Source organism: thiotrophic endosymbiont of Bathymodiolus puteoserpentis (Logatchev) (genome assembly GCF_900127505.1).
Lineage (GTDB): Bacteria > Pseudomonadota > Gammaproteobacteria > PS1 > Pseudothioglobaceae > Thiodubiliella.
The window spans coordinates 1-24388 of record NZ_UEXF01000055.1; the positions used below are offsets into that span (position 1 = coordinate 1).

Genomic DNA, 24388 nt, shown 5'->3' on the forward strand with positions numbered 1-24388 from the left:
ACTAAAAGCTTGATAAGGGAATAGACTTGATAAGCCCAAGAACAGCGTTGTAAGGCTGGTGGCAAGTAGTGTTTTGATGCGTTTCAACAATGCTAGTGTGTTTATTGTAAATAGTTTGTTCAGCGTTTTAAGTCTTATCATTCTTTATCCTTTGTCATGTGTATTGTTATTACGGGTTTTGTTTTAAAGCTTCTAGTTGCGCTTTAATGTCTTTAATCTTTTGTTGCTGGGTAGCTCGTCGTTTGTCTAGTTCTTTTTGCTGTTGTTCGCTCAATGGCACCACTGGCAGATTTAGCCCAGCAATAAGACTGTCCATCTTAGCAATAATGCCGTCTGCCTCAGTAATGAGTGCATCCGTTTGTTTGATTTCCTCTTTATCTAAGGGTGGCAGTGGCTTAGGGAAGCCTGGTGGTAGGCGCGGGTCATTATTAGTAGCCTCGTTACTTACTTGGTTTGAATTGTTATTTGAATTGTTGCTTGGGTTAAATGGGTCTTGGGTTTGGTTGGTATTGGCTTGTGTATTGGTGTTAGTGTTGTTAGTGTTGTTACTGGGTGTTACTTGTGCGTGGTTATCAACTGAGGTATTTGTATTAGATGGGGTGATAACTGAAACACTAGATTGGGTATCTTGATTGTCTACATTTAAAGAAACAATAAGACCTGCTATTAACAAAATAAAAACAATGGAAATTAAAGATTTTTGTTGTGTTTGGGTCATTTATTAATGTTGTGTGTGAAACATAAGATTTGTGATTTGTGTAGTATAACTTATAATTATTTGATTTGCAACAAATGACGAAGGCGAATTCAACCCATAAGTGCAACACTCAATTAGTCGGCCAAAGGGTATATTAACCACTCTTTAATCCGACAAGAAAAAGGAGTGAAACATGCAAAAATATGGTTCTTTTGAAAACTGAGTGGGTAACCCTATTAAAATATACCCATAATTTCATACTCAAAAAGACATCTAAAATGCAAAATATATTCACCCAAGCGCTCGGAATCAACTCCCCATGGTTTATCAAAAATGTTGAATTTAACAACAAACAACTTAACATTCACATTGACTTCAAAAAAGGTAGTAAATGGATCAATAGTGACAAACATACAAAGGCTTATAGTGCCTACGACACTAAGATGAAGACATACCGCCATATGAACTTCTTTGAGCATGAATGCTACTTACATGTGAGAGTGCCACGCATTAAAAATGATGATGGCAAGGTCCGTATAATGCTGCCGCCCTTTGCAGGTGAGTTAAATGGCTTTACTTTATTGTTTGAAGCCTTTGTTATCAAATTTTGCAAATATATGCCAGTGCATAATGTTTGCCAACTGATGAACTTATCAGATTACAAAGTCTGGAAACTTTTAGACATCTATGTCGATGAGGCAAGACTCAACCAAGATTTAAGCGGTATTGATACCTTTGGCTTGGATGAAACCAGTGTTGCCAAAGGGCACGACTATATCACCCTATTTGTTGATTTATACAAAAAGGCCGTGGTGCATATTAGTGATGGTAAGAGCGCCAAAACTGTGCATGATTTTGTGGCAACATTAGAACAACAAAATGGCAACAAAGAGCAAGTTAAAGCTATTAGTTGCGATATGTCCCCTGCTTTTATTAAGGGCGTATGTAAGGCGCTGCCTAATGCCAGAATTACCTTTGACAAATTCCATATTTTAAAGATTATCAACGCTGGAGTGGACAAAGTCAGAAAGGCTGAAGTAAAAGACAATCCAATCCTTAAGGGCACGCGGTATTTGTTTTTAAAAAACGCACAAAACCTCACTAAAAAACAACAAGATAAAAAAGCTGAATTGGTGTTAGAAAACTACAACCTTAAATCGTTTGAGGCGATGCGTATGCGTGAGACCTTCCAGCAAATTTATCAAGCCCCTGATATGCAAACCTTTAGGCACCTGCTACAAAAATGGTATCACTGGGTTAGTCAGTGTAGTTTGTTGCCAATGGTTAAAACAGCAAACATGGTTAAACGCCATTGGCAAGGTATTTTAGAGTGGAAATTAAGCAGTATTAATAACGGTATTTTAGAAGGTTTAAATTCAGTGATTCAAGCGGCAAAGAGAAAGGCAAGAGGGTATGGAAAGAAGCATTTTAAAACAATGGCTTATTTGCTTAGTGGGAAGTTGGATTTACATCGAATTAATGGGTTTTTACCCACTTGTTTTTAACAAGAGCCTCTATTTATTGTTTTTAAACAATATGATTGCTTGAGGATTTATTCTTGTATTGCAAATCTTTGCGTGTTGATTCGCGTTTAGAGCGAGGGATTTTTTCTTTTTTTTGCTTGGTTTTTTCTTCTTTAGAGATGATTTTATCAACTGACACTAAGTCATCAACACTTTGAGCAATTTTTTTAAAGGCTTTTGGTGCTTGGATTTCAACCATTTGTTGCACAATCCATTTTTCATCAACATCGGTCATGGCTAGTTTGATTTTTTCACCGAAGTATCTTAAAAAGCGGTAATCGGGTTCATTGCCGATAAAGTCGTAGTTTGAATAATCTTGCGAGCGCTGATTGTAAGTATTGATAAATATTTTCCAATGGTTACCTTCACCGATGCGCTCGGTTTTGTTTTCTTGATAATAAAAGGCGGATTGCTTAGCCAATTTGTGGATGAGTTCTTGTCGTTGCTCGTTGCTGAGTGTATTAAATACAAGGCGGTCAATGGATTGAATAAGAAAGCATAAATATTCAGCAATAACATCAAAGACTTGTTCTTTTTCAATGACAAAACCTTCGTTGATTAAATCCTCAAGATGGTTTTTGGTAATACGCCAACAAATAAATGCCATTGCGCCACCGATATCTTCAATGGTTTTGACTTGGGTTTTGTGCCATTTACTTTTTACACGCATATAAATAGTTTACAGTATAAGGTTTATGGCTTTAGATGAACAATAGAGTTTAGTGATTTATTCGCAGTTGTAATTGCGGAAAGAGCCTAGGTCGTTGACATTGTCAAAGCCCATTTGCACTAGATAATTTTTAGCAGTTGATGAGCGAGCGCCTGACACACAATACAAAACAATAGCCTTGTCTTGATTAAGAATGTTCTTTGCATTCATGATAGATTGTAAAGGCAAATTGATTGCGTTTGGTAGCGCGCCTTGAGAAAATTCAGTGCTTGAACGCACATCAACTAATTGAGCGCCATCAGCCAAGAGTTTACAAGCATCTTTGCCTGAAAATGAGTTGAACATAGTATAATTCCTTAAATGTTTGTAAGTGAACACGCCTTACGCAGAGTATTCAATCTATATAAGATAACCATTATATACTAATGTTAAGTAAAAAGCAATTAAGAAACGATATTAAAGCAATTGAAGTAGCGCTGAAGAAGCGCAATTTCTCTTTTGATGCTAGCGCATTGTCTGATTTAGAAGATAGGCGTAAAAAGAATCAGATTGAGACACAAGAAATACAAAATTGTCGCAACACACAATCAAAATCGATTGGTAAAGCGAAAGCAGCGGGTGAAGATATCAATCCATTATTAAAGGCAGTTGCTGGCTTGGGTGATAAGCTTGATGCAGCAAAAACCGAATTACAAAGCATTCAAGCAGAGATTGACACGATTGTTATGGGGTTGCCGAATATTCCACATGAATCAGTGCCAGAAGGCAACTCTGAAGATGATAATATTGAAGTGTCAAAATGGGGTGATCCAGGTCAGTATAATTTCGAAGTAAAAGACCATGTTGATTTGGGTGGATTGTACGGCTTAGATTTTGAAACGGCTGCTAAGATTGCTGGCAGTAGATTTTGCGTAATGACGGGAAAAATTGCAAAATTGCACAGGGCTTTAACCCAGTTTATGTTGGACCACCACACTGAGAACAATGGCTATACTGAGGCTTATGTGCCTTATTTAGTTAATGCGCAGTCATTAACTGGCACAGGGCAGTTGCCTAAGTTTGAAGCAGATTTGTTTAAAACCAGTTTGCATGGCGAAGAAGGAGAGGCAAAATCTTTGTATTTGATACCAACAGGTGAGGTGCCAATCACCAACATAATGCGTGGCAAAATAGTGAAAGAGAGTGATTTGCCGATTAAATTTGTCGGTCACACACCAAGTTTCCGCTCTGAAGCAGGCGCCTATGGTCGTGATACGCGTGGTTTGATTCGTCAGCATCAGTTTGAAAAAGTAGAAATGGTGCAAGTTGTTAAAGCACAGGATTCTTATCAGGTATTAGAAGAGCTTACCGGTCATGCTGAAGGTATTTTACAGGCATTAGAACTACCCTATCGTAAGGTTAATTTGTGTGCAGGTGACTTAGGTTTTTCAGCTGCTAAAACTTATGATTTAGAAGTATGGTTGCCGGGGCAAAACGCTTATAGAGAGATTTCTTCATGTTCTTGTTTTGAAGCTTTTCAGGCGCGTCGTTTACAGCTAAGATGGAAAAATCCAGAAACTAATAAGCCGGAACTACTACATACTTTGAATGGTTCAGGTTTGGCAGTAGGTAGAACTTTGGTTGCAGTGTTAGAAAATCACCAACAGGCTGATAAAAGTATTAAAATACCCGGTGTGCTGCACAAATATATGGGTGGCATCACCATTATTAAATAACTTACTTTAGGAGAAAAATGAACTTATTAGATTTAATCATATCACCCGCACATGCTGCCGAAGGTATTAATTCAGACCCATCTGCTTTGAACCAATTAATACCACTAGTGCTTTTGTTTGTAGTTATGTATTTTTTACTTATTAGACCACAACAAAAACGCGCAAAAGCCCATAAGGCATTATTAGGTGCATTAAAGGCTGGTGACGAAATTGTAACTAATGGCGGTATAGTTGGCACAGTGAAGTCGGTTGATGAATCTTTTGCTACGGTTGAAATTGCTAGTGGTGTGGTGGTTAAGGTGCAAAAACAAGGCATTAATCAAAAAATGCCTAAAGGCAGCACTAAAGCTTAAAGGTACTTTCTAACATGAATCAATACTCTGGCTTGAAGAATGCATTAATTGCCTTTTGCTTACTACTTTCTATTTTATACGCCTTGCCAAATATTTTTGGCTCAGATTTGGCAGTGCAAGTGTCAAGTGCTGGCGGTAAGCTTGTTACTGAATCTGATTTAGATAAAATCACCGACACGCTAAAAAGTAAAGATGTTAATTATAAATCAGTCGCTTTATCAAACCGTCATATCTTGGTGCGTTTTGACAACAATGCCAGTCAGTTGTCTGCCAAAGACATTTTAAAAACATCGTTAGGCCGTAACTATGTAGTGGCACTTAATCTTGCGCCTTCAGTACCATTATGGCTGTCTAATTTAGGCGGTAAGGCCATGTCGCTTGGTTTGGATTTACGCGGTGGTGTGCATTTTCTATTGGAAGTCGATATGTATGCGGTAATGGCGGTGTCGATTGATAAGCACTATAACGAGTTGCGTACACTCTTGCGTGCTGAGCGTCTATATAAGAGTATTAAAAAAGAAGGCGAGCGTATCGTTATTCGCCTTAAAACTGTTGATGCAAGAGCGAAGGCATTAAAGATTATTAAGTCAGAATTGAGCGATTTAGTTGTTTTAGAAACCAACAATCAAGATAAGTTGATGATTCATCTTGCTATTAGCAATAATGCACAAAAAAACGCCAAAAAAAATGCGCTAAAGCAAAATATTACGACGCTGAGAAATCGTGTTGATGAGTTAGGTGTGGCAGAGCCTATTATTCAACAACAGGGTTTAGAGCGTATTGTGGTGCAGTTGCCAGGCGTACAAGATACAGCAAGAGCCAAAGAGATTTTGGGCGCAGTGGCAACTTTAGAATTTAGATTAGTGGATGAGAGGAACGACCCACAAACAGCCATTCAATCTGGCAGAATGCCCATTGGTTCAAAACTTTATTATTTTAAAGATGGTAGGCCTTTATTGTTAAAAAACAGAGTGATTGCCACAGGTGAAAATATTACGGGTGCAGCTTCAGGTGTTGACGATCGTAGTGCACCAATGGTGAATATTACTTTGGATAGTATTGGTGGTCGTGCAATGCTAGATACCACTAAAAAATATTTAAAACATCGTATGGCGGTGGTGTTTATTGAGAACAAGGTAGAAACTATCATTAAAAATGGCAAGACCACTAAAAAACGCACGACTACCAAAGATATTATTAACGCTGCCACTATTGAGGGTGTATTCTCATCACGCTTCCAAATTACGGGTATTGACAGCGGTAGAGAGGCGCGTAATTTGGCACTATTGCTCAGAGCAGGTTCGCTTTCAACACCCATTGAGATTATTGAAGAACGCACAATTGGTCCAAGTTTGGGCGCAGACAATATTGAAAAAGGCGTATTGAGTGTTATTATTGGGTTTATGTTGGTGCTAATATTTATGGCTATGCGTTATCGTGTATTTGGATTGGTGGCAAATATTGCCTTGACGCTTAATTTGGCGATGATTGTTGCGGTGCTTTCTTTATTGCAGGCCACATTGACTTTGCCGGGTATTGCGGGCATCGTGCTTACTGTGGGTATGGCAGTGGATGCTAATGTACTCATTTTTGAGCGTATCAAGGAGGAATTAGGCTCAAATAGTGATATTCAAAAAGCCATTTCAAGTGGTTACGATAAAGCTCTCTTAACAATTGCAGATGCAAATATTACCACGCTGATTGCAGCGTTAGTATTGTTCAGTTTCGGCACTGGTCCAATCAAGGGTTTTGCCATTACTTTATCAATTGGCATCATTACTTCTATGTTCACAGCGATTATTGTTTCTAGAGCCATTATTAATAAAATTTACGGTGGTAAAACACACCAGGAGTTGTCAATATGAAAGCCTTAAATATTCCTAAAATAGACTTTATTGGCAAGCAAACTTATGCGATTATTTTTTCGTTATTATTGGTTTTTGTTTCAATATTTTCACTGTCAATCAATGGTTTAAAGCTTGGCATTGATTTTACTGGTGGCACTTTGCTTGAAGTAGGTTACCAGCAAGATATTGATTTGGCTGATGTGAGGACCACACTTAGCGAAGCCAAGTTTAAAGGTGCTAGTGTACAATATTTTGGTTCAACCAAAGAAATTCTAATTCGTCTTGAGCCACAAGCTATTTCCAGTGCAAAGCTAAGCTCTAAGATTATTCATTTGTTAGGCAATGATGTGGATATCCGTCGTGTGGAATTTGTTGGACCTAAAGTTGGTGAAGAGTTAACCAATGATGGAGGTTTGGCAATGTTGTATGCGCTTATCGGTATTCTGATTTATGTTGCGTTTCGTTTTGAATATCGTTTTGCTCTGGGCTCAATTTCAGCGCTTATTCACGATGTCATTATTACCTTGGGTATTTTCTCATTTTTGCAAATAGAATTTAATTTAACAGTGTTGGCTGCGATTTTGGCGGTGATCGGCTATTCGTTGAATGATACCATTGTCGTGTTTGACCGTATTCGTGAGAACTTTTTATCAACTCGACATACAGATCCTATAAAAATTATCAATGCTGCACTTAATCAAACACTTTCTAGAACACTGATGACTTCAGTGACAACGCTATTGGTATTGTTAGCATTGTTCTTCTTAGGTGGTGAGATTATTCACAATTTTGCTCTAGCATTGTTAATCGGTGTGGTGATTGGCACTTACTCATCAATTTATGTGGCAAGTTCTATGATTTTAGCGCTTGGTATTAGCAAGCAAGATTTGTTGCCTTCAGAGAAGGAAAGTAAAGAAATTGACGCTAGACCTTAGAAGAATTATAATCCTTCTAAGTCATTATTAAGGAGTATGAATAAATGTTAGAAGATAAAGGCTGTCCAGCACAATTAAGCATTAAATACAATAATAAATCCAATCGAGCAACCGTATTTCTCCGTTTGCTCTTAGCGCTACCAATTTTAACAATCCTTATTTTACTTTTAGAAGCGCATTTAGCTCAGAGTAATAATGCTAATACTAATGTTATGCAGATAGGTGGTGGTTTTCTATTTTTTCCAATAATGTTAATGATTGTTTTCAGGCAAAAATACCCAAAGTGGTGGTTTGATTGGATTTGTGAATTGGTTAAATTTTCCTGTAGGATTGCAGCGTACATGATGATGTTAACAGACAAGTATCCATCAACTGACAAAGAGCAAGATGTTAAAATAAGTCTTAAATACCCCAATGTTAAAGAAGATTTAAATCGTTATTTGCCATTAATCAAATGGTTGTTGGCAATACCACATTTTTTAATACTGTCGGTTCTTGGGGTGGCGGTACTCTTGTTATTGCCTATAGTTTGGCTAATTATTTTGATGATAGGAAGAATGCCAAAAAAACTATTTAATTTTTTGGTTGGGTTGATGCGATATAGCTTAAGAGTAAGTGCCTATTCGGTATTATTGATTACCGACAAATACCCATCATTCAGTTGGAAAGAATAGCGCTTTATTTCTTGAACTTTTCAAACACCAGACAAGCATTTGTACCACCAAAGCCAAAACTGTTTGACATCACTCGATTGAGTGATTGTTTGGTAGTTGTTTGAACAATTGGCATGCCTTCTGCTGCTTCATCCAAAGTATTGATATTGACAGATTCTGCCATAAAATCATTTTGTAGCATAAGTAGTGAATAGATTGATTCGTTAACACCAGCAGCACCTAATGCATGACCTGAAAGTGACTTAGTTGAACCAATATTTGGAATATTATCACCAAACACTTCTTTAATAGCACTAAGCTCTTTGGCGTCGCCTACAGGCGTTGAAGTACCATGTGCATTGATATAGTCAATTGGACCATCAACGGTTGAAATAGCGAGCTCCATACAGCGTTTAGCTCCTTCGCCCGATGGTGCAACCATGTCATGACCATCTGAAGTTGCACCATAACCTGTTAATTCGGCAAGAATCGTTGCCCCACGATTCTGAGCATGTTCTAAAGATTCCAAAACCAATGCACCGCCACCACCAGAAATTACAAAACCATCGCGGTCTGCATCAAAGGCACGAGAGGCTTGCTTTGGGTTTTCGTTGTATTTGGAAGATAGTGCACCCATGGCATCAAATAGCATGGTCAGTGACCAATCTAGCTCTTCACCACCACCAGCAAACACCACATCTTGCTTACCCAGCTGAATTTGTTCCATAGCATTGCCAATGCAATGTGCACTGGTTGAGCAGGCAGAACTGATTGAGTAATTAATACCCTTGATTTTGAATAGGGTAGAGAGGCAAGCAGAAGTCGTTGAACCCATGGTACGCGGCACACGATAAGGGCCAACACGCTTAATGCCTTTCTCTCTTAAAATGTCTGCAGCTTCCACTACATTTTGATTACTGGCGCCACCAGAACCCATAATCAGTCCTGTGCGTGGGTTAGAGACTTGTGCTTCAGTTAGCCCAGATTGTTTAATAGCCTCATCTAATGCAACAGCATTATAGATAGCAGCATCTGCCATGAAGCGTTTCATTTTTCTATCAATAATTTCGCCAGAATCTATTTCAGCGATAGCACCAGATACATGTGAACGAAGCCCCATATCTGCCTGAGTTTCATCAAATTTAATGCCTGATTTAGCAGTTTTTAAGGAAGTTAAAACTTCTGCACAGTTTGCGCCTAAACTAGAAACAATCCCCATTCCTGTGACAACAACTCTGTTCATTACATTTTACTAGTATCAGTGAATAAACCCACTTTTAAATTGGTGGCTTCGTAGATAACCTCACCATCAACTTCCATCGTTGCATCAGCAACGCCCATATACAATTTTCGCGCAATCACGCGAGATAAGTTAATTCTGTAAGTTATTTTTTTAGCACTTGGCAGTACTTGACCTGTAAATTTAATATTACCTGATCCTAGTGCACGACCACGACCAGGGCCACCTAGCCAGCCTAAATAAAAACCGACCAGTTGCCACATAGCATCAACGCCTAAACAACCTGGCATCACAGGGTCGTCATTAAAATGACACTGAAAAAACCATAAATCAGGATGAATGTCTAATTCTGCAATAATTTCACCTTTGCCGTATTCACCACCTTCGCTTGAGATATGAGTGATGCGGTCAAACATCAGCATTGGTGGCTGAGGTAATTGTGCATTGCCGAGGCCGAATAATTCACCGTTGCCACATTTCATGAGTTCTTCGTAAGAAAAAGAGTTTTGCATAGTTTTTGTTTGTTAAATATTTTTTGAGAATTATACCCGATTTAGACTAGATTTTTATATCTGCTGTTAAATCATCGGTGTCTTCTAGTCCTATTGAAAGGCGGATGAGTCCATCAGTAATATTGGCATTGGTTTTTTCTTCATCGCTTAGACGACCGTGTGTGGTGGTTGCTGGGTGGGTAATGGTAGATTTTGTATCACCTAAATTAGCAGTAATAGAGAATATTTTAGTGGCGTTAATTAGTTTAAACGCCGCCACTTTCCCGCCCTTAACCTCAAATGATACAATACCACCAAACCCTGATTGTTGTGTTTTTGCAAGCTGGTGATGTGGATGAGAGTCCAAACCTAAATAGTGCACTTTTGTTACTTGTGGTTGGTTTTCTAGCCAAGTTGCAACTTTAAGTGCATTTTCACAATGTGCTTTCATTCTAAGGCTAAGCGTGTCTAAACCTTTTAACACAATCCATGCATTGAAGGCACTTAGACTAGGACCTGTTGCACGAGTAAAACCAGCTACTTTTTCAATAATTTCTTCACTGCCTAATACCGCACCTGCTAGACAGCGCCCCTGCCCATCAATATATTTAGTGGCTGAGTGGATAACGATATCTACCCCTAATTTGATGGGTGTTTGTAGCGCTGGTGATAAAAGTGCATTATCCACCGCCAATAAAATATCTGTGACTCGGCTAATTTTACTCAACGCAGTAATATCTACCACTTGACCTAATGGATTAGAAGGTGTTTCCAATAAAAATAATTTTGTATTATCCTGAACAGCGTTTTCCCACTGCGATACATCACTTAAATCAACATAACTAATGGCAATATCAAACTTGCTAACAATGGTATTGAGTAACACGATTGAGGTGCCAAACATATTACGCGAAGCCACAATATGTTCACCCGATTTAACCAATGCCATAATAGTGGCAAAAATCGCCGCCATACCAGATGCAGTTGCTACGCAGGCTTGTGCACCCTCAAGTGCGGCTAATTTTCTCTCAAAAGCATCAACTGTAGGATTGGTAAAACGCGCATAGATGTTACCAGGCTCTTTTTTGGCAAAGCGAGCCGCCGCTTGTTCTGCGGAGTCAAACTTAAAACTGGAAGTTAGAAAAATAGCCTCAGAATGCTCTTGCTCGTTAGTGGTTTGATAGCCTTCGCGTATCGCTTTAGTGTCAAATTGTAGGTCTTTCATGTTATGTAGTAATCGCCAAAATAATGCCTATTCTACATCATTACAGATTAATTCTGAATTTGCATTGGTATCATTTTGTTGCTTAGCATCATCAGAGCGTAAATCTTCAATACCTTGTAAGTAGTTTTTATCAACATCACCGGTGACATATTTGCCGTTAAAGCAAGAGCAGTCAAATTCTGTGATGTCTGTATTACCTTGTTGAACACACCAGATTAAGTCGTCTAAATTTTGATAAATAAGTTTGTCAGCACCAATGGCTTTGCAAACTTCATCAGTGTTCTTATTGTGTGCAATAAATTCTTTATTACTTGCCATATCAATGCCGTAAACATTGGGATAGCGTACCGCAGGAGATGCTGAGGCAAAAAATACATTTTTAGCGCCAGCATCACGCGCCATTTGCACAATTTGCTTACTGGTAGTGCCACGCACGATAGAGTCATCAACTAATAGAACATTTTTACCTTTAAATTCAAGTTCAATAGCACTGAGTTTTTGGCGCACAGATTTTTTTCTCTGTTTTTGCCCAGGCATAATAAAAGTGCGCGTGATGTAGCGATTTTTGATCAAGCCTTCGGAGTATTTCACCTTGAGTTTTTGCGCTAGCTGTAGTGCTGATACTCTCGAAGTGTCTGGAATTGGGATAACCACATCAATTTTTTCACTAGACCAATCTTGTTGAATTTTTGTTGCTAATTTTTCACCCATTCTAAGGCGTGATTTATAGACTGAAATATTGTCAATCACCGAATCTGGGCGAGCAAAGTACACAAACTCAAATATACACGGTGAATATTTGCTTACGCTTGAGCATTGTTGTGTAAAAATATTGCCTTGTCTATTAATAACAATTGCTTCACCAGGTGCAATATCTCGAGTAATTTTATAGCCTAATGCGGTGAGTGCGACACTTTCTGAAGCAAGCATATATTTAGTACCCCCATTCGTGGTGCGTTTTCCTAAAATAAGTGGGCGAATGCCATTTGGGTCACGAAAGCCAAAGATACCATAACCTGGAATCATACCAACTGCCACATAAGCACCACGCACCCGTTTGTGCACTTGAGTAATTGAGGTAAAAATATCCTTTTCATTAATGCGTTGTTTTTCTAATTTTCCTAATTCGCTAGCAAACACATTTAGTAGAATTTCAGAATCAGAATTGGTGTTGATATGGCGCAAGTCTTGTTCAAATAATTCTTGTTCTAATTCTTTAGTATTGGTAAGATTGCCGTTATGTGCAAATGCAATGCCGTAAGGTGAATTTACATAAAAAGGTTGTGCTTCTGCGCCAGAAGAACTGCCTGCAGTTGGGTAACGCACATGTCCAATACCCATATCACCCAACAGTCCAGCCATATGCTTAGACCTAAAAGCGTTTCTAACCAAGCCATTTGATTTGCGCATATAAAAACGACCTTTGTGAGAGGTAACAATACCCGCAGCATCTTGTCCACGGTGTTGAAGAATGGTTAGCGCATCATAAATATAAATTGCTGTGTCTTTTTTAGTAGTAGATAAAATTCCAACAATGCCACACATAAGTTATTTCCTAATTTTTTTTGATAAATAATAGATAGTCTGCTAATTCAGGTCTAATGCTTGTAGCCATATTTTGAAAGGCTTTAAACAGGCTTTGAGACTCAATCCAAAAAACTTGTTTGGATATAAAGTCAATATTTTGCAATATTAAGATGAGCGCAACAATAAGCACAAAGCCCTTGATCAATCCAACAATAGCACCCCATATTTTGCGCATCGGGGTACTAGTCTCACGCGCATTGAGTGTAACGCCAACGCTATGTAAGCCATTTAAAATAATTCTAAAAAATGACGTCAAAAAGCAAGGCTCATGTGAACTGATTGAAATATTAAATATATGTTTTAGCAGTAAAGCAGTGCCAGTAATAGCGGTGAATATGAGAATAAATGACAGTTCAATTCGCAGTGCAATATCACTAACAAAATATGCCATCACCTCAGAATTAGTAAAAGAGCTGGTGCAATGCCAGCTGGCAAATAAGTTGAGTGTGAGAAGCACTGATAAAGCAAAAAGTTTGTTGAGTGTGCAAGGGCTTTTACCCTCTGATGAAATGGCTATTAACTTATACATTCCTATTTTGATTGCTAAAACAGCAACAAAAATAATGCCAAAAGCAACAGCAAGTTGCGATTGGTGAGAGTCTAGTGACCATCTAATGATTGCCAGATGGGAGAGTTTTTCATAGAACAACCAAGCACCAAAGACAGCAACTATTAAAAATAATAAGTTGACTGCTTCTACGACCAATCCACGCTTAATACCAAGCCCAATAAAGACAAGCAAAATTATCATTGTTAGCCAATCGGACCAAACTAACAATCCAATTGTTTCGTTAATATTTGCGCTAATTTCTTCCATTATTGTTTTTGTAGTTGTTTATGGGCGATTTTACAAGATTTTATCATGCATTATCTAAGCACTTTGAGTGCATCGGCAACAATGTGAAAAGAGCCAAAGATAACAATACGCCCAACTTGTTTGGTGTTAAACGCATGATGAATTGCCGATGGCATATCGTCGCAAACTTTGATTTTGCTTGATAAACTAAATTTTTTTGTTAAATCTTGCATAGCGATTGCTCGACTAACTTGCAAAGGAGGTAACAACCATTTATCAACAAGTGGCGTCATAATATCAATCATTGATTTGATGTCTTTATCCTGTAGTGCAGAAAAAATAGCGATAGTCGGCTGTTTGTTTTTCTTAAGTTCATCAGCCAAGGTTTGGACTGCCGCTGCATTGTGTGCAACATCCAATACAACAGTTTTGTCATTAATGGTTTTGACTTGGAGGCGAGCCGATAATTTGGTTTTTTCAATGCCTTGAGCGCGTTGATTTTGATTGACAGAGAATACAGGTTGTAATCTATTAACCGCTTCAATAGCAAGTGCAGCGTTGGTTTGTTGATGCTTGCCTGACAAGCCAATATTACCAAGATAAGGCGTATCAACAAAGCTTAGCAATGCGCCACAATGCTTGGCATATTGGGTAATTGTGCTTGGTGGGTTCAAATCACCGCAGATGCATGGGATATTTTTACGCATAATGCCAGATTTTTCCAAACCGATTTTTTCACGCGTGTCACCCAAATAATCGATATGGTCAAGCTCAATGTTAGTAATCACAGCCACATCGCTATCCACCACATTGACAGAATCAAGTCGCCCTCCTAGCCCGATTTCTAACACGGCAATATCCACCTTTTCCTTGGTAAAAATAATGAGTGCTGCCAAAGTAGAAAACTCAAAATAAGTTAAAGAAGTATTGCCCCTCGCTTGTTCAATTGCCTCAAATGCTGTGCATATTGCCTTATCGCTAATTTGCACACCATTAATTACAAAGCGCTCATTGTATTTAAGAATATGTGGCGAGGTAAACTTAGCAACTTTGATATTTGCTTGTTGATAGATGTTATCAATAAAAGCAATGGTTGAGCCTTTGCCGTTTGTTCCTGCAACTGTGATGACTTTAAAAAGCACACCTTGCGGGAAGAGTTTTTGATAAATTTTTTGGATGCGTTCCAGCCCTAAATCAATTTCTTTTGTATGCAAGTTTTCTTGGTAATTTAGCCAATCATCCAGTGTTTCAAGAGCGTCTTCTAGTCTTCCCAAAATTCACCTTCAATGGTGTCATCGTTTTTCATTGTCTTTTGCCTCTCTCTTGGCTTTTGTGTTTGCGTTGTGGTGAAAACTCGGTTGGCATTTTTCTCTAAAAAATGCGTCAGAAAAAATGCTCGACTCCAAGGCGCCAGCCCCAACAAACCAATAGTATCTGTGATAAATCCAGGCGTTAAAAGCAATATACCTGATACCATAATCACCACACCCTCCAACATTTCAAAGGATGGATTGTTTCCCTGAGCAGCCGCTATTTGTACTTTTTTTAGTGTAGAAAGCCCTTGTTGTTTTAATAAGTAAGAACCGATAAATGCCGTGATAATAACCAGCAAAACCGTATTGCCTGCACCAATCGAGCTACCGACTGTCATCAGTACATATAATTCTATAAGTGTTGCAATAACAAAAATTGGAAATAGCATATTAGTTACCTATTAGTAAAAATTAAATCCCAAACGCCGTGTCCTAATTTATTACCGCGTTTTTCAAACTTGCTCAAAGGGCGAAACTCAGGTCTCGGGGTGTATGTATGGGCGCTTTGAGTGTTTTTAAAGTTTTTATTTGCCTCTAACATTTCCATCATCTGCTGCGCATAATCTTGCCAATCCGTTGCCATGTGGCAAATACTACCAATTTTTAATTTTTTAGTTAATAAACTTAGAAAATCTTGTTGTACAATTCGGCGTTTATGGTGTTTTTTCTTGTGCCAAGGGTCGGGAAAAAATAACTGAAATCTAGCCAAAGAATTATCGGCAATATTATCATTTAAGAACTCAACTGCGTCACCCCTCATCACTTTCAAATTACTTAGCTGCTTGATATACGCACTATTAATCAAGCGCCCAATCCCCGCTTCATAAACTTCAATGCCCACATAATTCAACTCTGGGTTTTCCTGTGCCATTGCCACCAGTGTATCGCCATTGCCAAAACCAATCTCTAATGCCACATCATTATTATTGCCAAAAATCTTAGCAAAGTCCAATACACCTTGTGGTTCAATCGCATAATCATCCCACAACTCAGTCAATCCTTTTTCTTGCGAAGCAGTCAGTCTGCCAGAGCGTTTAACAAAACTTTGGATTTTTCTCATGGAGTTTAATTGTTAGGCTTATCAAAAGTTTTGAAAAATGTAAGTGCAGATTCTAGTGTCGCTTTACTGCTAGTTTTAGTGTTAATCCATTGCTCAATTTCACGCCACGACCAATTGTTAAAGTGTATGCCTTTGTATTTATCCTTAAAGTTCTGCTTCTGCTTCTCATTAAGCAATTGCTTTGTTGTGTCAATTTTTTTGAGTGTGCTCAACATGTCGAATTCCATCATCGCTTGTCGATTGTTAGCAAAGTTATGTTGAAATTTAACTAATAAATCTTGCTCAAAGGCTTGATTTTGAACCAATGACAGTTCAAATAAATTAATGTAAGCAATTTTAAAACTAGGCTTAATCTTAATTGCTTGTTTGTAAGCCTTGATGGACTCGTATAGGTTGTTGTAGCTTTTAGTGCCATAAGCATTATCTTTATTGTAGTGTAGTTCATAGTAAGAATTTGCGATACTGTAATACGATATGTAATCATCAGGCTTGATTTTAACAACTTTTTGATAGGCTTCAATAGCTTCTTGGTATTGACCTAATGCCATGTTGTTAAATCCTATTTCTTCATAATTAATAGGATTTTTTTGATCAAGACTTGCTGCTATTTGATAAGAGTCAATAGCTTTTTGGTGTTGCGCCATGATTTCGTAAGTACGCCCTATTCTAAAATAAATTTCAGCAATTAAATTGTTGATATCGGTGGCTTTCTGATAGGCATCAAGTGCTTTTTGATGTTGTTTTAATTTACCGTAAATAATACCCATATGGTAATACGAGGAAAATTTTGGTTTAATTTCAATAGATTTTTTGTGCATTTCAATCGCCTTGGTATTTTTGCCAAGTATTTCTTGAATTACACCCATGTTATAATAAAAATCCTGATTATTAGGCATGATTTTGTTGGCGCGTTGATAGAGTTTTAAGGCTTTTTTGTATTGTTTTTTCTTGAAATAAATTAGACCAATATTGAGATAAGAGCTGGGATTTTTAGGATTAATTTCAATAGATTTTTCAAAAGCATTCATTGCCTTATCTTGTTGTTTAAGTGCCAAATAAGAGACACCCATTTGATAGTATGCCTTGTCGTTATTGGGCTCAGTATTTAAAACTTCTTTAAAAACACTAACAGCCTCTTGGTATGCTCCCATCTGATTGTAAGTAGTGCCTTTTATATAAGGCGTAGCCACAAGTTCCCCATCCCCTGGTAAGGATAAAGCACCATGTGAGAAAATTAACAATATGACTATAATTTTTTTCATAATTGATACTCCATAATAAGTGGTGCATGGTCTGAAAATCGTTCATCTTTATAAATATCGGCGCTTTTAACCGTGCCTTTGAGATTTGGTGTGAGGATTTGGTAATCAATGCGCCAACCGACATTATTTGCCCATGCTTGTCCACGATTACTCCACCAAGTGTATTGGTGTGATTCTTGATTAACTTCACGAAAGCCATCGATAAAACCGACTTCAAAGAATAAGTCATCTAACCAAGCGCGCTCCTGTGGCAAGCAACCTGAGTTTTTTTGGTTGGCTTTCCAGTTTTTAATGTCTCTTTCCTGATGTACGATATTTACATCACCACAAATAATTACCTTGCGACCGCTTGCCTTAAGTTCTTGTAAGTAAGGCATGAATCGCTCAGTCAAAAATGCCATTTTTAAATCTTGGCGTTCTTGTTTGGCGCTGCCTGAGTGTATATAAATTGAAATAACCGAAAAATCTTTAAAGTCAGCTTGAATAAATCGCCCTTCAAAGTTAATATCATCCCACGGGCTTTCTTTAATGATTTGAGTGGGCGCTTGTTTGCTGAAAATTGCCGTGCCAGAATAGCCTTTTTTCTCGGCGCTTTGGTAATAGCAATGGTATTCTTTTGGATAAAATCGCTCATCCAACTGGTCTTCTTGCGCTTTAATTTCTTGCAGGCAAACCACATCTGCATCTTGAGTTTTTACCCAGTTAAAAAACCCTTTTTTCTCAGCTGCGCGAATGCCATTAACATTAGCCGTTATAATTCTCTTCATTAAAATAATTTTATAGGAAAATCATGGAGCAATACCAAAAAGACTTTGTAGATTTTATGTTAGAAATTGGCGCATTAAAATTTGGAGAATTTACATTAAAATCTGGACGCATTAGCCCCTATTTTTTCAATGCAGGTGCGTTTAACACGGGTGAACATCTTTCAAAATTAGGCAATTTTTATGCACAAGCGATCCAAGCAAGCGGACTAGAATTTGATGTATTGTTTGGACCTGCTTACAAGGGTATCCCATTGGCCACCGCAGTCGCTATGGCACTCAACGACAATTTTAATAAAAATGTGCCCTATAGTTTTAATCGCAAAGAAGCCAAAACACACGGTGAAGGTGGTGATATTGTCGGACATCCGCTAGCAGGTGATATTCTAATTATTGATGATGTCATTACCGCTGGCACTGCGATCCGTGAGGCGATGGATATTATTGATGCAAATGGCGCTAAAGCCAAAGGTGTGATTGTTGCCGTTGACCGTCAAGAAAAAGGCAAGGGCGAGACTTCAGCCATTCAAGAAGTTGAACAAAATTTTGGCATTCAAGTATTAAGCATTATTAATTTATCACACCTTGTTGACTACTTAAAGCAAGGCAGTGACCAAGCACTCATCAAACGCATTGAAACTTATCGTGGTCAGTACGGGGTTTAATTCAAAACAAAGTTTTGTGTGGCAAACCAAAGAACAATCAAATTTAATAAGATGAGGCCTTTGCATAAATAGGGATGATTGGTAAAATCCAATTTTTGCCCAATTGGCGATTTCTTTAAACCTTGTCCTAGCAGGGCTGAGGCTGGGTTTAAAAAATCGCCAAGTGGGTGAAAAGTGGGTTTTTGATGATTATTCCTATTTGTGAAAAGGTCTCAAGATAAAAAAATAGCGCCATAAAGCGCTATTTAAATATGGTGGAGGGATAGGGATTTGAACCCTAGAAGGGTATTAACCCTTGCTGGTTTTCAAGACCAGTGCATTCAGCCGCTCTGCCATCCCTCCGAAGGCGCATATGATACCGAGAGTTTTGTCAATAGTAAATAGATTTGATTAAATTTAACTATGAAAGTCAAGTGATTTTAAGTATAATGCTCTCTTTTTAGATTTTCGAGAATAGGTGAACTATGGCAAAGGTATGTCAAGTAACGGGTAAGCGCCCAATTAGTGGAAACAATGTTTCTCATGCGCACAATAAGACGCGTAGGCGTTTTTATCCAAATCTGCACACGCATCGTTTTTGGGTGGAGAGTGAGAACCGTTTTGTGAAATTAAAGTTGACTGCAAAAGGTTTGCGTATCGTTGATAAGAAGGGTATCGATACCGTATTATCAGAAATTCGTGCTCGTGGTGAGAAAGTTTAATGTGGGGTTTAAGGAGTAAGGTATGAGAGAAAAAATTAGATTAGTATCATCAGCAAAGACGGGTCACTTTTACACAACAACTAAGAACAAGCGTCTTCACCCAGAGAAGGTAGAAGTTAAAAAGTTTGATCCTGTTGTTAGACAGCATGTGATGTATAAGGAAGCAAAAATTAAGTGACTTTTGCTTTTCAAAAAGTTAACACCACTGATTTAGTTTTAAAAGATTGGAAACGCTACTTAGATCCAACAGAAAAAGCAATATTTGAAAGTGAATTAAGTGATTATGCGTGGTATTCAGTAGTAGAAAATAACAAGGTGATTGCTGTTTTCCAGATTATCAATGTATTAGACCAATACTCTAAGAATTTAAAAATTATATTTCATCCTGATTTTAAGGAGGACGAAAGCGATATAGTTGGGATTATCTTGTTTATATATAAATCTATGCTAGATATTTGTGATGAGAAAAAGATTAAAAAACTGAAGTTATATATTGATAATTTATTAATACATAGCATATTTATGGTAATTGCCACACATCAGGCAGACAATCAAGATATAATGAAAGTCGAAAATTATAGTAAGTGGATAGAAATCCATATGCATTAGGGAGTAGTTTCATGAAAATGATAAATGAAAAAAAATTAAAAAACAAGTTAATAACAATGTTAAAAGAAGATTGGAACGGTAAAAAAGGTCACCTTACGGATAATGAAATATTTAAATATTGTAAATTTTATACAGGTGATTTTTGGAAAAAATTAGAAAAGACTAATAAAAAATCTGCGTAATTTTATGAATTACCAATAAAAAAGCCGCTTTTAACAGCGGCTTTTTTATTGTCTAGTAATTTCTAATTACTCTTTTAAGATTGTATTAAGCGCAATGTGCCTAACCGACTTTTGATACTGCGATATTTGGTCAAAGTTAAGATATTGGTAAATATCATCGGAGGTTGATTCTATGGCTTGCATCGCTGATAGGTATTCTTCTACGGTTGGAATGCGCCCAAGTTTTGCAGTTATGGCGGCGACTTCGGCGGATGATAAATACACATCGGCATCATCCCCTAGGCGGTTAGGAAAATTGCGTGTTGAAGTAGAAACTACGGTGGCATTGTCTTTGACGCGTGCTTGATTGCCCATGCACAGTGAACAACCTGGGGTTTCTGTGTGCTGGGTAATAGACTCAAAAGTTTGGTATATGCCTTCTTTTTTAAGTTGCGCTTCATCCATGCGTGTTGGTGGCGCAACCCAAAGTTCAGTTGGTAGTTCTGATTGGTCTTTTAATAATTGAGCTGCTGCTCTAAAGTGACCGATATTGGTCATACACGAGCCAATAAAGACTTCGTCAATTTTGGTATTGGCCACCTCTGAAAGTAATTTCACATCATCGGGGTCATTTGGGCAAGCAAGGATGGGTTCTTTGATATCATCAAGATTGATTTCAATGATTGTGGCGTATTCGGCGTTATCGTCAGCTGCTAATAATTCAGGTGCATCCAGCCACTTCTGCATCGCTTGAATACGACGCGCAATGGTCTTCTTATCTTCATAACCCATCTCAATCATTGATGACAATAGGGCAATGTTAGATTGCAAATATTCTGCCACAGGGGCTTTATTGAGTTTGATGGTGCAACCATTTGACGAGCGCTCCGCAGAAGCATCAGTAAGTTCAAAAGCTTGTTCAATTTTTAAATCGCCCAACCCTTCAATCTCTAAAATTCGACCTGAGAAAATATTCTTTTTATTGGTTTTTTCAACGGTCAATAAACCTTGTTGAATAGCGACATACGGAATGGCATTGACCAAATCTCTAAGCGTGATACCCTTTTGCATCGTGCCACTAAAACGCACCAAAACCGATTCAGGCATATCAAGTGGCAATACGCCAATTGATGCACCGAATGCTACTAAACCCGAGCCTGCTGGGAAGCTAATACCAATTGGGAAGCGCGTATGTGAATCACCACCTGTGCCTACCGTGTCAGGTAAAAGCATGCGATTTAGCCACGAATGAATAATACCATCGCCTGGTTTAAGCGTGACGCCACCACGAGAGCGCATAAAGTCAGGTAGGCTATGTTGTAATTCTAAATCAACAGGTTTTGGATAGGCAGCAGTATGGCAAAAACTTTGCATGACCAGATCAGCAGAGAAGCCTAGGCAGGCTAATTCTTTAAGTTCGTCACGCGTCATTGCACCCGTGGTATCCTGTGAGCCAACCGTTGTCATGCGGGGTTCACAATAAGTATCAGGGCGCACTCCTTCAACACCACAAGCCTTGCCAACAATCTTTTGTGCCAAAGTATAGCCTGCATCGCTGCTTGTTACATCTTCTGGGCGTAAGAAAATATCGCTAACACTCAAGTCTAAATCAAAGCGTGTTTTGTCGGTTAAGCCTCGTCCAATAATAAGCGGGATACGACCGCCTGCACGGACTTCATCAGGTATGGTATTTGGGGTAAGTTTAAAAGTAGAAATGGTTTCGCCATTGGTATTGACAATTTTCCCCTCGTAAGGATAGAGGGTAATTTCATCACCCATTTGCATTTTTGACACATCGCATTCAATCGGTAATGCACCTGAGTCTTGTGCGGTGTTAAAGAAAATTGGTGCAATATTGCCACCAAGTATCACGCCACCATTGTGTTTGTTTGGTACATAGTCAATATTATCTCCCATATGCCACAATACTGAGTTAATTGCAGATTTGCGTGAAGAGCCTGTGCCAACGACATCGCCAACAAAGGTAAGTGGCAAGCCTTTTTCTTTAAGTTGTGCAATGGTTTCAAGTGGGTTGTCCATTTTTTTGACCAGCATTGATTGGGCGTGTAGGGGAATATCAGGGCGTGACCACGCCTGCGTTGCTGGTGATAAATCATCAGTGTTGATTTCACCATCAACACGGAAAACTGTGAGTTTAATTTCTTTTGACAATTCGTTCTTGCTGGTAAACCAGTCGGCATTCGCCCAAGAATCAACTACCTGCTTGGCGAAGGTATTATTGGTTGATTTTTCTACTATTTCTTGGTACGCTTCATAAATAAGTAGCGTTTTAGATAGTGCATCACAGGCGATTTGCGCAGTTGTGTCAATGTCTAATAACTCAATTAACGGTGCAATATTGTAACCACCCATCATCGTACCGAGTAAAAAAGTAGCTTGTTCTTGACTAATAGCATTGCAAGTTTGCTCATCTTTGGCAACGCTGGCTAAAAAACCTGCCTTTACATAAGCAGCCTCGTCCACACCAGGGGGTACGCAATGTGTCAATAAATCTAGGTAAAAATCATCGTCATTGCCATTAATTAGGCTTTCAACAACAGATTTTGTTTGCTGTGCAGTTAGTGCTAGTGGCGGTAAATTGTCTTTAGCGCGTTCATTAATGTGAGTTAAATAAGCTGTTTTCATCTGTGTCCTATAAAGTGATTTTATAAAGTGTATAATTTTAGCACATTTGACCTAACTAACTAAATTATGGAACTAAATGCTTTAACTGCTATATCCCCTGTTGATGGGCGCTATTTTGATAAAACCAACGCCTTAAGTGAGATTTTTAGTGAATTTGGGTTGATTAAATACCGTGTATTAATTGAAGTTAAATGGTTGCAAGCTATGGCGGACAATGATGGCATTACTGAAGTGGGCGCATTCAGCCAAGAGGCTGCTGATTTTTTAACCAATATTGCGAGTAATTTTTCATTAGCAGATGCACAAGCGGTTAAAGAAATTGAGCGCACTACTAATCATGATGTTAAGGCAGTTGAATATTTCTTAAAAGACAAAGTCAAAGACAATGCAGAACTCAATGCGGTGAGTGAATTCTTCCATTTTGCTTGTACTTCAGAAGATATTAATAATCTGTCACACGCTCTAATGCTGATTGATGGACGCAAGGTGTTGCTTAAACAAATGCAAAATATCTTGTCTTTAATCACGGATTTAGCAAAAGACAACGCTGCAATTCCGATGCTATCTAGAACACATGGCCAAACAGCATCGCCAACTACGGTTGGCAAGGAAATGGCAAACTTTGCTTATCGCTTAAAACGACAAATTAAGCACTTAGAAAGTGTCAAGGTGATGGGTAAATTTAATGGCGCTGTGGGTAATTTTAATGCACATATTTGCGCTTACCCAGATTTAGATTGGCAAAATATTTCACAAGCGTTTATTCAAGATTTAGGCGTGAATTATGCACCCTATACATCTCAGATTGAAACGCACGATTATATGGCAGAGTATTTTCATTCAATGAATCGCTTCAATACGATTCTGATTGATTTTTGTCGTGATATTTGGGGTTATATTTCACTGGGTTATTTCAAGCAAAAAACCATTGCAGGAGAAGTGGGTTCATCGACCATGCCGCATAAAGTTAACCCGATTGATTTTGAAAATGGCGAAGGTAACTTAGGTGTTGCTAATGCATTGAATACGCATTTGGCAGATAAGCTAGCAATCTCTCGCTGGCAAAGAGACCTCTCTGATTCAACGGTGCTTAGAAATCTTGGCGTGAGTTGCGCTCACTCGTTGGTAGCATATACTTCTATTGCCAAAGGTATCGGCAAGTTAAAAATTAACGAAGCAAAATTGTTAGAAGATTTAGACAGTTCGTGGGAAGTATTAGCAGAGCCAATTCAAACTGTGATGCGCCGTTACGGCATTGATAACCCGTATGAAAAACTTAAGAGTTTAACCCGTGGTAATACTATTGATGCAAAAGTACTGGCAGATTTTGTTAGAGATTTAGATATGCCGGAGGAAGCAAAACAAGCTTTGGCACAATTAACACCGATGACTTATATGGGTGATGCGCAAAAATTAGCACGCGATATTGAAAAACTGATATAATCCTTCGTCTTATGTCGCTTTGACATAAGTTT

At 38.3% G+C, this 24388-nt stretch carries 26 protein-coding genes and 1 tRNA gene; 12 read left to right on the forward strand and 15 right to left on the reverse strand.

Features of this window, described 5'->3' with window-relative positions:
• Window positions 1-169: 169 nt before the first annotated feature.
• Window positions 170-718: a restriction endonuclease subunit S domain-containing protein gene (locus BHECKSOX2_RS06765; RefSeq protein WP_139682608.1), complete on the reverse strand. Its 549-nt coding sequence runs from the start codon at window positions 716-718 to the stop codon at window positions 170-172.
• Window positions 719-975: 257 nt separating this feature from the next.
• Here BHECKSOX2_RS06765 and BHECKSOX2_RS06770 point away from each other — a divergent pair, with 257 nt between their 5' ends.
• Window positions 976-2202, forward strand: coding sequence for an ISL3 family transposase (locus BHECKSOX2_RS06770; protein ID WP_139682987.1), 1227 nt, complete (start codon window positions 976-978; stop codon window positions 2200-2202).
• Between the two features lie 22 nt (window positions 2203-2224).
• Here BHECKSOX2_RS06770 and BHECKSOX2_RS06775 read toward each other — a convergent pair whose 3' ends face one another.
• Window positions 2225-2890 (reverse strand): hypothetical protein, encoded by a 666-nt coding sequence (locus BHECKSOX2_RS06775; protein ID WP_090717578.1) that lies wholly within the window; start codon window positions 2888-2890, stop codon window positions 2225-2227.
• 57 nt (window positions 2891-2947) lie between these two features.
• Window positions 2948-3235 carry a rhodanese-like domain-containing protein gene (locus BHECKSOX2_RS06780; protein ID WP_090717581.1) on the reverse strand — a complete coding sequence of 96 codons (288 nt, stop codon included), beginning with the start codon at window positions 3233-3235 and terminating at the stop codon, window positions 2948-2950.
• An 80-nt stretch (window positions 3236-3315) separates the two neighbouring features.
• On the opposite strand from BHECKSOX2_RS06780, the gene serS reads away from it, so the two are divergent.
• From serS to BHECKSOX2_RS06805, 5 genes are read left to right on the forward strand one after another with little or no spacing between them, the layout of a single operon-like run.
• Window positions 3316-4605 (forward strand): serine--tRNA ligase, encoded by a 1290-nt coding sequence (gene serS, locus BHECKSOX2_RS06785; protein ID WP_139682988.1) that lies wholly within the window; start codon window positions 3316-3318, stop codon window positions 4603-4605.
• Window positions 4606-4622: 17 nt separating this feature from the next.
• Window positions 4623-4958 carry a preprotein translocase subunit YajC gene (yajC, locus tag BHECKSOX2_RS06790; protein ID WP_090717589.1) on the forward strand — a complete coding sequence of 112 codons (336 nt, stop codon included), beginning with the start codon at window positions 4623-4625 and terminating at the stop codon, window positions 4956-4958.
• Window positions 4959-4972: 14 nt separating this feature from the next.
• On the forward strand, window positions 4973-6823 hold the full coding sequence (gene secD, locus BHECKSOX2_RS06795; RefSeq protein ID WP_139682989.1) for a protein translocase subunit SecD: 1851 nt from the start codon (window positions 4973-4975) through the stop codon (window positions 6821-6823).
• On the forward strand, window positions 6820-7740 hold the full coding sequence (gene secF, locus BHECKSOX2_RS06800) for a protein translocase subunit SecF (protein WP_139682990.1): 921 nt from the start codon (window positions 6820-6822) through the stop codon (window positions 7738-7740). Before secD ends, secF begins: the two co-directional genes overlap by 4 nt.
• A gap of 44 nt (window positions 7741-7784) precedes the next feature.
• Window positions 7785-8414: a DUF4389 domain-containing protein gene (locus BHECKSOX2_RS06805; protein WP_139682991.1), complete on the forward strand. Its 630-nt coding sequence runs from the start codon at window positions 7785-7787 to the stop codon at window positions 8412-8414.
• 4 nt (window positions 8415-8418) lie between these two features.
• Here the strand turns inward: BHECKSOX2_RS06805 and fabB are convergent, their stop codons facing one another.
• The 10 genes from fabB to BHECKSOX2_RS06855 are packed head-to-tail and all read right to left on the reverse strand — an operon-like array spanning window position 8419 to window position 18134.
• Window positions 8419-9636, reverse strand: a complete 1218-nt coding sequence (gene fabB, locus BHECKSOX2_RS06810; protein WP_139682992.1) for a beta-ketoacyl-ACP synthase I — start codon at window positions 9634-9636, stop codon at window positions 8419-8421.
• Entirely contained in the window at window positions 9636-10145 is a 510-nt protein-coding gene (fabA, locus tag BHECKSOX2_RS06815) for a bifunctional 3-hydroxydecanoyl-ACP dehydratase/trans-2-decenoyl-ACP isomerase (protein WP_139682993.1), read from the reverse strand. Before fabA ends, fabB begins: the two co-directional genes overlap by 1 nt.
• Before the next feature lie 46 nt (window positions 10146-10191).
• On the reverse strand, window positions 10192-11349 hold the full coding sequence (locus BHECKSOX2_RS06820; protein WP_090716902.1) for an O-succinylhomoserine sulfhydrylase: 1158 nt from the start codon (window positions 11347-11349) through the stop codon (window positions 10192-10194).
• A 27-nt stretch (window positions 11350-11376) separates the two neighbouring features.
• Complete coding sequence (purF, locus tag BHECKSOX2_RS06825; protein WP_139682994.1) at window positions 11377-12894, reverse strand: amidophosphoribosyltransferase; 1518 nt, start codon at window positions 12892-12894, stop codon at window positions 11377-11379.
• A 10-nt stretch (window positions 12895-12904) separates the two neighbouring features.
• The gene (locus BHECKSOX2_RS06830) at window positions 12905-13753 is read right to left on the reverse strand and encodes a CvpA family protein (protein WP_139682995.1); all 849 of its coding nucleotides are present in this window, start codon (window positions 13751-13753) and stop codon (window positions 12905-12907) included.
• Window positions 13754-13803: 50 nt separating this feature from the next.
• Window positions 13804-15006 carry a bifunctional folylpolyglutamate synthase/dihydrofolate synthase gene (locus BHECKSOX2_RS06835; RefSeq protein WP_139682996.1) on the reverse strand — a complete coding sequence of 401 codons (1203 nt, stop codon included), beginning with the start codon at window positions 15004-15006 and terminating at the stop codon, window positions 13804-13806.
• Window positions 14994-15434 carry an FxsA family protein gene (locus tag BHECKSOX2_RS06840; protein WP_090716912.1) on the reverse strand — a complete coding sequence of 147 codons (441 nt, stop codon included), beginning with the start codon at window positions 15432-15434 and terminating at the stop codon, window positions 14994-14996. Before BHECKSOX2_RS06840 ends, BHECKSOX2_RS06835 begins: the two co-directional genes overlap by 13 nt.
• 5 nt (window positions 15435-15439) lie before the next feature.
• Window positions 15440-16105 carry a tRNA (guanosine(46)-N7)-methyltransferase TrmB gene (gene trmB / locus BHECKSOX2_RS06845; protein WP_139682997.1) on the reverse strand — a complete coding sequence of 222 codons (666 nt, stop codon included), beginning with the start codon at window positions 16103-16105 and terminating at the stop codon, window positions 15440-15442.
• 5 nt (window positions 16106-16110) lie between these two features.
• Window positions 16111-17367, reverse strand: a complete 1257-nt coding sequence (locus BHECKSOX2_RS06850) for a tetratricopeptide repeat protein (RefSeq protein ID WP_139682998.1) — start codon at window positions 17365-17367, stop codon at window positions 16111-16113.
• On the reverse strand, window positions 17364-18134 hold the full coding sequence (locus tag BHECKSOX2_RS06855; RefSeq protein ID WP_090716917.1) for an exodeoxyribonuclease III: 771 nt from the start codon (window positions 18132-18134) through the stop codon (window positions 17364-17366). The genes BHECKSOX2_RS06850 and BHECKSOX2_RS06855 overlap by 4 nt, the downstream gene beginning before the upstream one ends.
• Before the next feature lie 23 nt (window positions 18135-18157).
• On the opposite strand from BHECKSOX2_RS06855, the gene pyrE reads away from it, so the two are divergent.
• Window positions 18158-18796 (forward strand): orotate phosphoribosyltransferase, encoded by a 639-nt coding sequence (gene pyrE / locus BHECKSOX2_RS06860; RefSeq protein WP_139682999.1) that lies wholly within the window; start codon window positions 18158-18160, stop codon window positions 18794-18796.
• 252 nt (window positions 18797-19048) lie between these two features.
• Here pyrE and BHECKSOX2_RS06865 read toward each other — a convergent pair.
• Window positions 19049-19138 (reverse strand) — tRNA-Ser (locus BHECKSOX2_RS06865).
• A gap of 122 nt (window positions 19139-19260) precedes the next feature.
• Between BHECKSOX2_RS06865 and rpmB the strand changes: the two genes are divergently transcribed.
• The 4 genes from rpmB to BHECKSOX2_RS06885 are packed head-to-tail and all read left to right on the forward strand — an operon-like array spanning window position 19261 to window position 20288.
• Complete coding sequence (gene rpmB / locus BHECKSOX2_RS06870; protein WP_090714570.1) at window positions 19261-19497, forward strand: 50S ribosomal protein L28; 237 nt, start codon at window positions 19261-19263, stop codon at window positions 19495-19497.
• A gap of 22 nt (window positions 19498-19519) precedes the next feature.
• Window positions 19520-19675 carry a 50S ribosomal protein L33 gene (rpmG, locus tag BHECKSOX2_RS06875; protein ID WP_066045648.1) on the forward strand — a complete coding sequence of 52 codons (156 nt, stop codon included), beginning with the start codon at window positions 19520-19522 and terminating at the stop codon, window positions 19673-19675.
• The gene (locus tag BHECKSOX2_RS06880; RefSeq protein WP_139683000.1) at window positions 19672-20106 is read left to right on the forward strand and encodes a hypothetical protein; all 435 of its coding nucleotides are present in this window, start codon (window positions 19672-19674) and stop codon (window positions 20104-20106) included. The genes rpmG and BHECKSOX2_RS06880 overlap by 4 nt, the downstream gene beginning before the upstream one ends.
• Window positions 20107-20117: 11 nt before the next feature.
• Entirely contained in the window at window positions 20118-20288 is a 171-nt protein-coding gene (locus BHECKSOX2_RS06885) for a hypothetical protein (RefSeq protein WP_180323704.1), read from the forward strand.
• 66 nt (window positions 20289-20354) lie between these two features.
• On the opposite strand, the gene BHECKSOX2_RS06890 is transcribed toward BHECKSOX2_RS06885, so the two are convergent.
• Window positions 20355-22913: a bifunctional aconitate hydratase 2/2-methylisocitrate dehydratase gene (locus BHECKSOX2_RS06890; RefSeq protein WP_139683001.1), complete on the reverse strand. Its 2559-nt coding sequence runs from the start codon at window positions 22911-22913 to the stop codon at window positions 20355-20357.
• 66 nt (window positions 22914-22979) lie between these two features.
• On the opposite strand from BHECKSOX2_RS06890, the gene purB reads away from it, so the two are divergent.
• On the forward strand, window positions 22980-24356 hold the full coding sequence (gene purB / locus BHECKSOX2_RS06895; RefSeq protein WP_139683002.1) for an adenylosuccinate lyase: 1377 nt from the start codon (window positions 22980-22982) through the stop codon (window positions 24354-24356).
• Window positions 24357-24388 lie beyond the last annotated feature (32 nt).

Excerpts from the sequence above, each read along its gene's own strand:
- serS (WP_139682988.1), top strand. The coding sequence starts at position 3,316 with ATGTTAAGTAAAAAGCAATTAAGAAACGATATTAAAGCAATTGAAGTA.
- BHECKSOX2_RS06830 (WP_139682995.1), bottom strand. The coding sequence starts at position 13,753 with ATGGAAGAAATTAGCGCAAATATTAACGAAACAATTGGATTGTTAGTT.
- BHECKSOX2_RS06765 (WP_139682608.1), bottom strand. The coding sequence starts at position 718 with ATGACCCAAACACAACAAAAATCTTTAATTTCCATTGTTTTTATTTTG.
- BHECKSOX2_RS06820 (WP_090716902.1), bottom strand. The coding sequence starts at position 11,349 with ATGAAAGACCTACAATTTGACACTAAAGCGATACGCGAAGGCTATCAA.
- rpmG (WP_066045648.1), top strand. The coding sequence starts at position 19,520 with ATGAGAGAAAAAATTAGATTAGTATCATCAGCAAAGACGGGTCACTTT.
- fabA (WP_139682993.1), bottom strand. The coding sequence starts at position 10,145 with ATGCAAAACTCTTTTTCTTACGAAGAACTCATGAAATGTGGCAACGGT.
- pyrE (WP_139682999.1), top strand. The coding sequence starts at position 18,158 with ATGGAGCAATACCAAAAAGACTTTGTAGATTTTATGTTAGAAATTGGC.
- BHECKSOX2_RS06855 (WP_090716917.1), bottom strand. The coding sequence starts at position 18,134 with ATGAAGAGAATTATAACGGCTAATGTTAATGGCATTCGCGCAGCTGAG.
- BHECKSOX2_RS06805 (WP_139682991.1), top strand. The coding sequence starts at position 7,785 with ATGTTAGAAGATAAAGGCTGTCCAGCACAATTAAGCATTAAATACAAT.
- BHECKSOX2_RS06780 (WP_090717581.1), bottom strand. The coding sequence starts at position 3,235 with ATGTTCAACTCATTTTCAGGCAAAGATGCTTGTAAACTCTTGGCTGAT.
- BHECKSOX2_RS06885 (WP_180323704.1), top strand. The coding sequence starts at position 20,118 with ATGAAAATGATAAATGAAAAAAAATTAAAAAACAAGTTAATAACAATG.
- BHECKSOX2_RS06850 (WP_139682998.1), bottom strand. The coding sequence starts at position 17,367 with ATGAAAAAAATTATAGTCATATTGTTAATTTTCTCACATGGTGCTTTA.
- BHECKSOX2_RS06840 (WP_090716912.1), bottom strand. The coding sequence starts at position 15,434 with ATGCTATTTCCAATTTTTGTTATTGCAACACTTATAGAATTATATGTA.
- purF (WP_139682994.1), bottom strand. The coding sequence starts at position 12,894 with ATGTGTGGCATTGTTGGAATTTTATCTACTACTAAAAAAGACACAGCA.
- secD (WP_139682989.1), top strand. The coding sequence starts at position 4,973 with ATGAATCAATACTCTGGCTTGAAGAATGCATTAATTGCCTTTTGCTTA.
- secF (WP_139682990.1), top strand. The coding sequence starts at position 6,820 with ATGAAAGCCTTAAATATTCCTAAAATAGACTTTATTGGCAAGCAAACT.
- trmB (WP_139682997.1), bottom strand. The coding sequence starts at position 16,105 with ATGAGAAAAATCCAAAGTTTTGTTAAACGCTCTGGCAGACTGACTGCT.
- rpmB (WP_090714570.1), top strand. The coding sequence starts at position 19,261 with ATGGCAAAGGTATGTCAAGTAACGGGTAAGCGCCCAATTAGTGGAAAC.
- BHECKSOX2_RS06775 (WP_090717578.1), bottom strand. The coding sequence starts at position 2,890 with ATGCGTGTAAAAAGTAAATGGCACAAAACCCAAGTCAAAACCATTGAA.
- BHECKSOX2_RS06890 (WP_139683001.1), bottom strand. The coding sequence starts at position 22,913 with ATGAAAACAGCTTATTTAACTCACATTAATGAACGCGCTAAAGACAAT.
- fabB (WP_139682992.1), bottom strand. The coding sequence starts at position 9,636 with ATGAACAGAGTTGTTGTCACAGGAATGGGGATTGTTTCTAGTTTAGGC.
- yajC (WP_090717589.1), top strand. The coding sequence starts at position 4,623 with ATGAACTTATTAGATTTAATCATATCACCCGCACATGCTGCCGAAGGT.
- purB (WP_139683002.1), top strand. The coding sequence starts at position 22,980 with ATGGAACTAAATGCTTTAACTGCTATATCCCCTGTTGATGGGCGCTAT.
- BHECKSOX2_RS06770 (WP_139682987.1), top strand. The coding sequence starts at position 976 with ATGCAAAATATATTCACCCAAGCGCTCGGAATCAACTCCCCATGGTTT.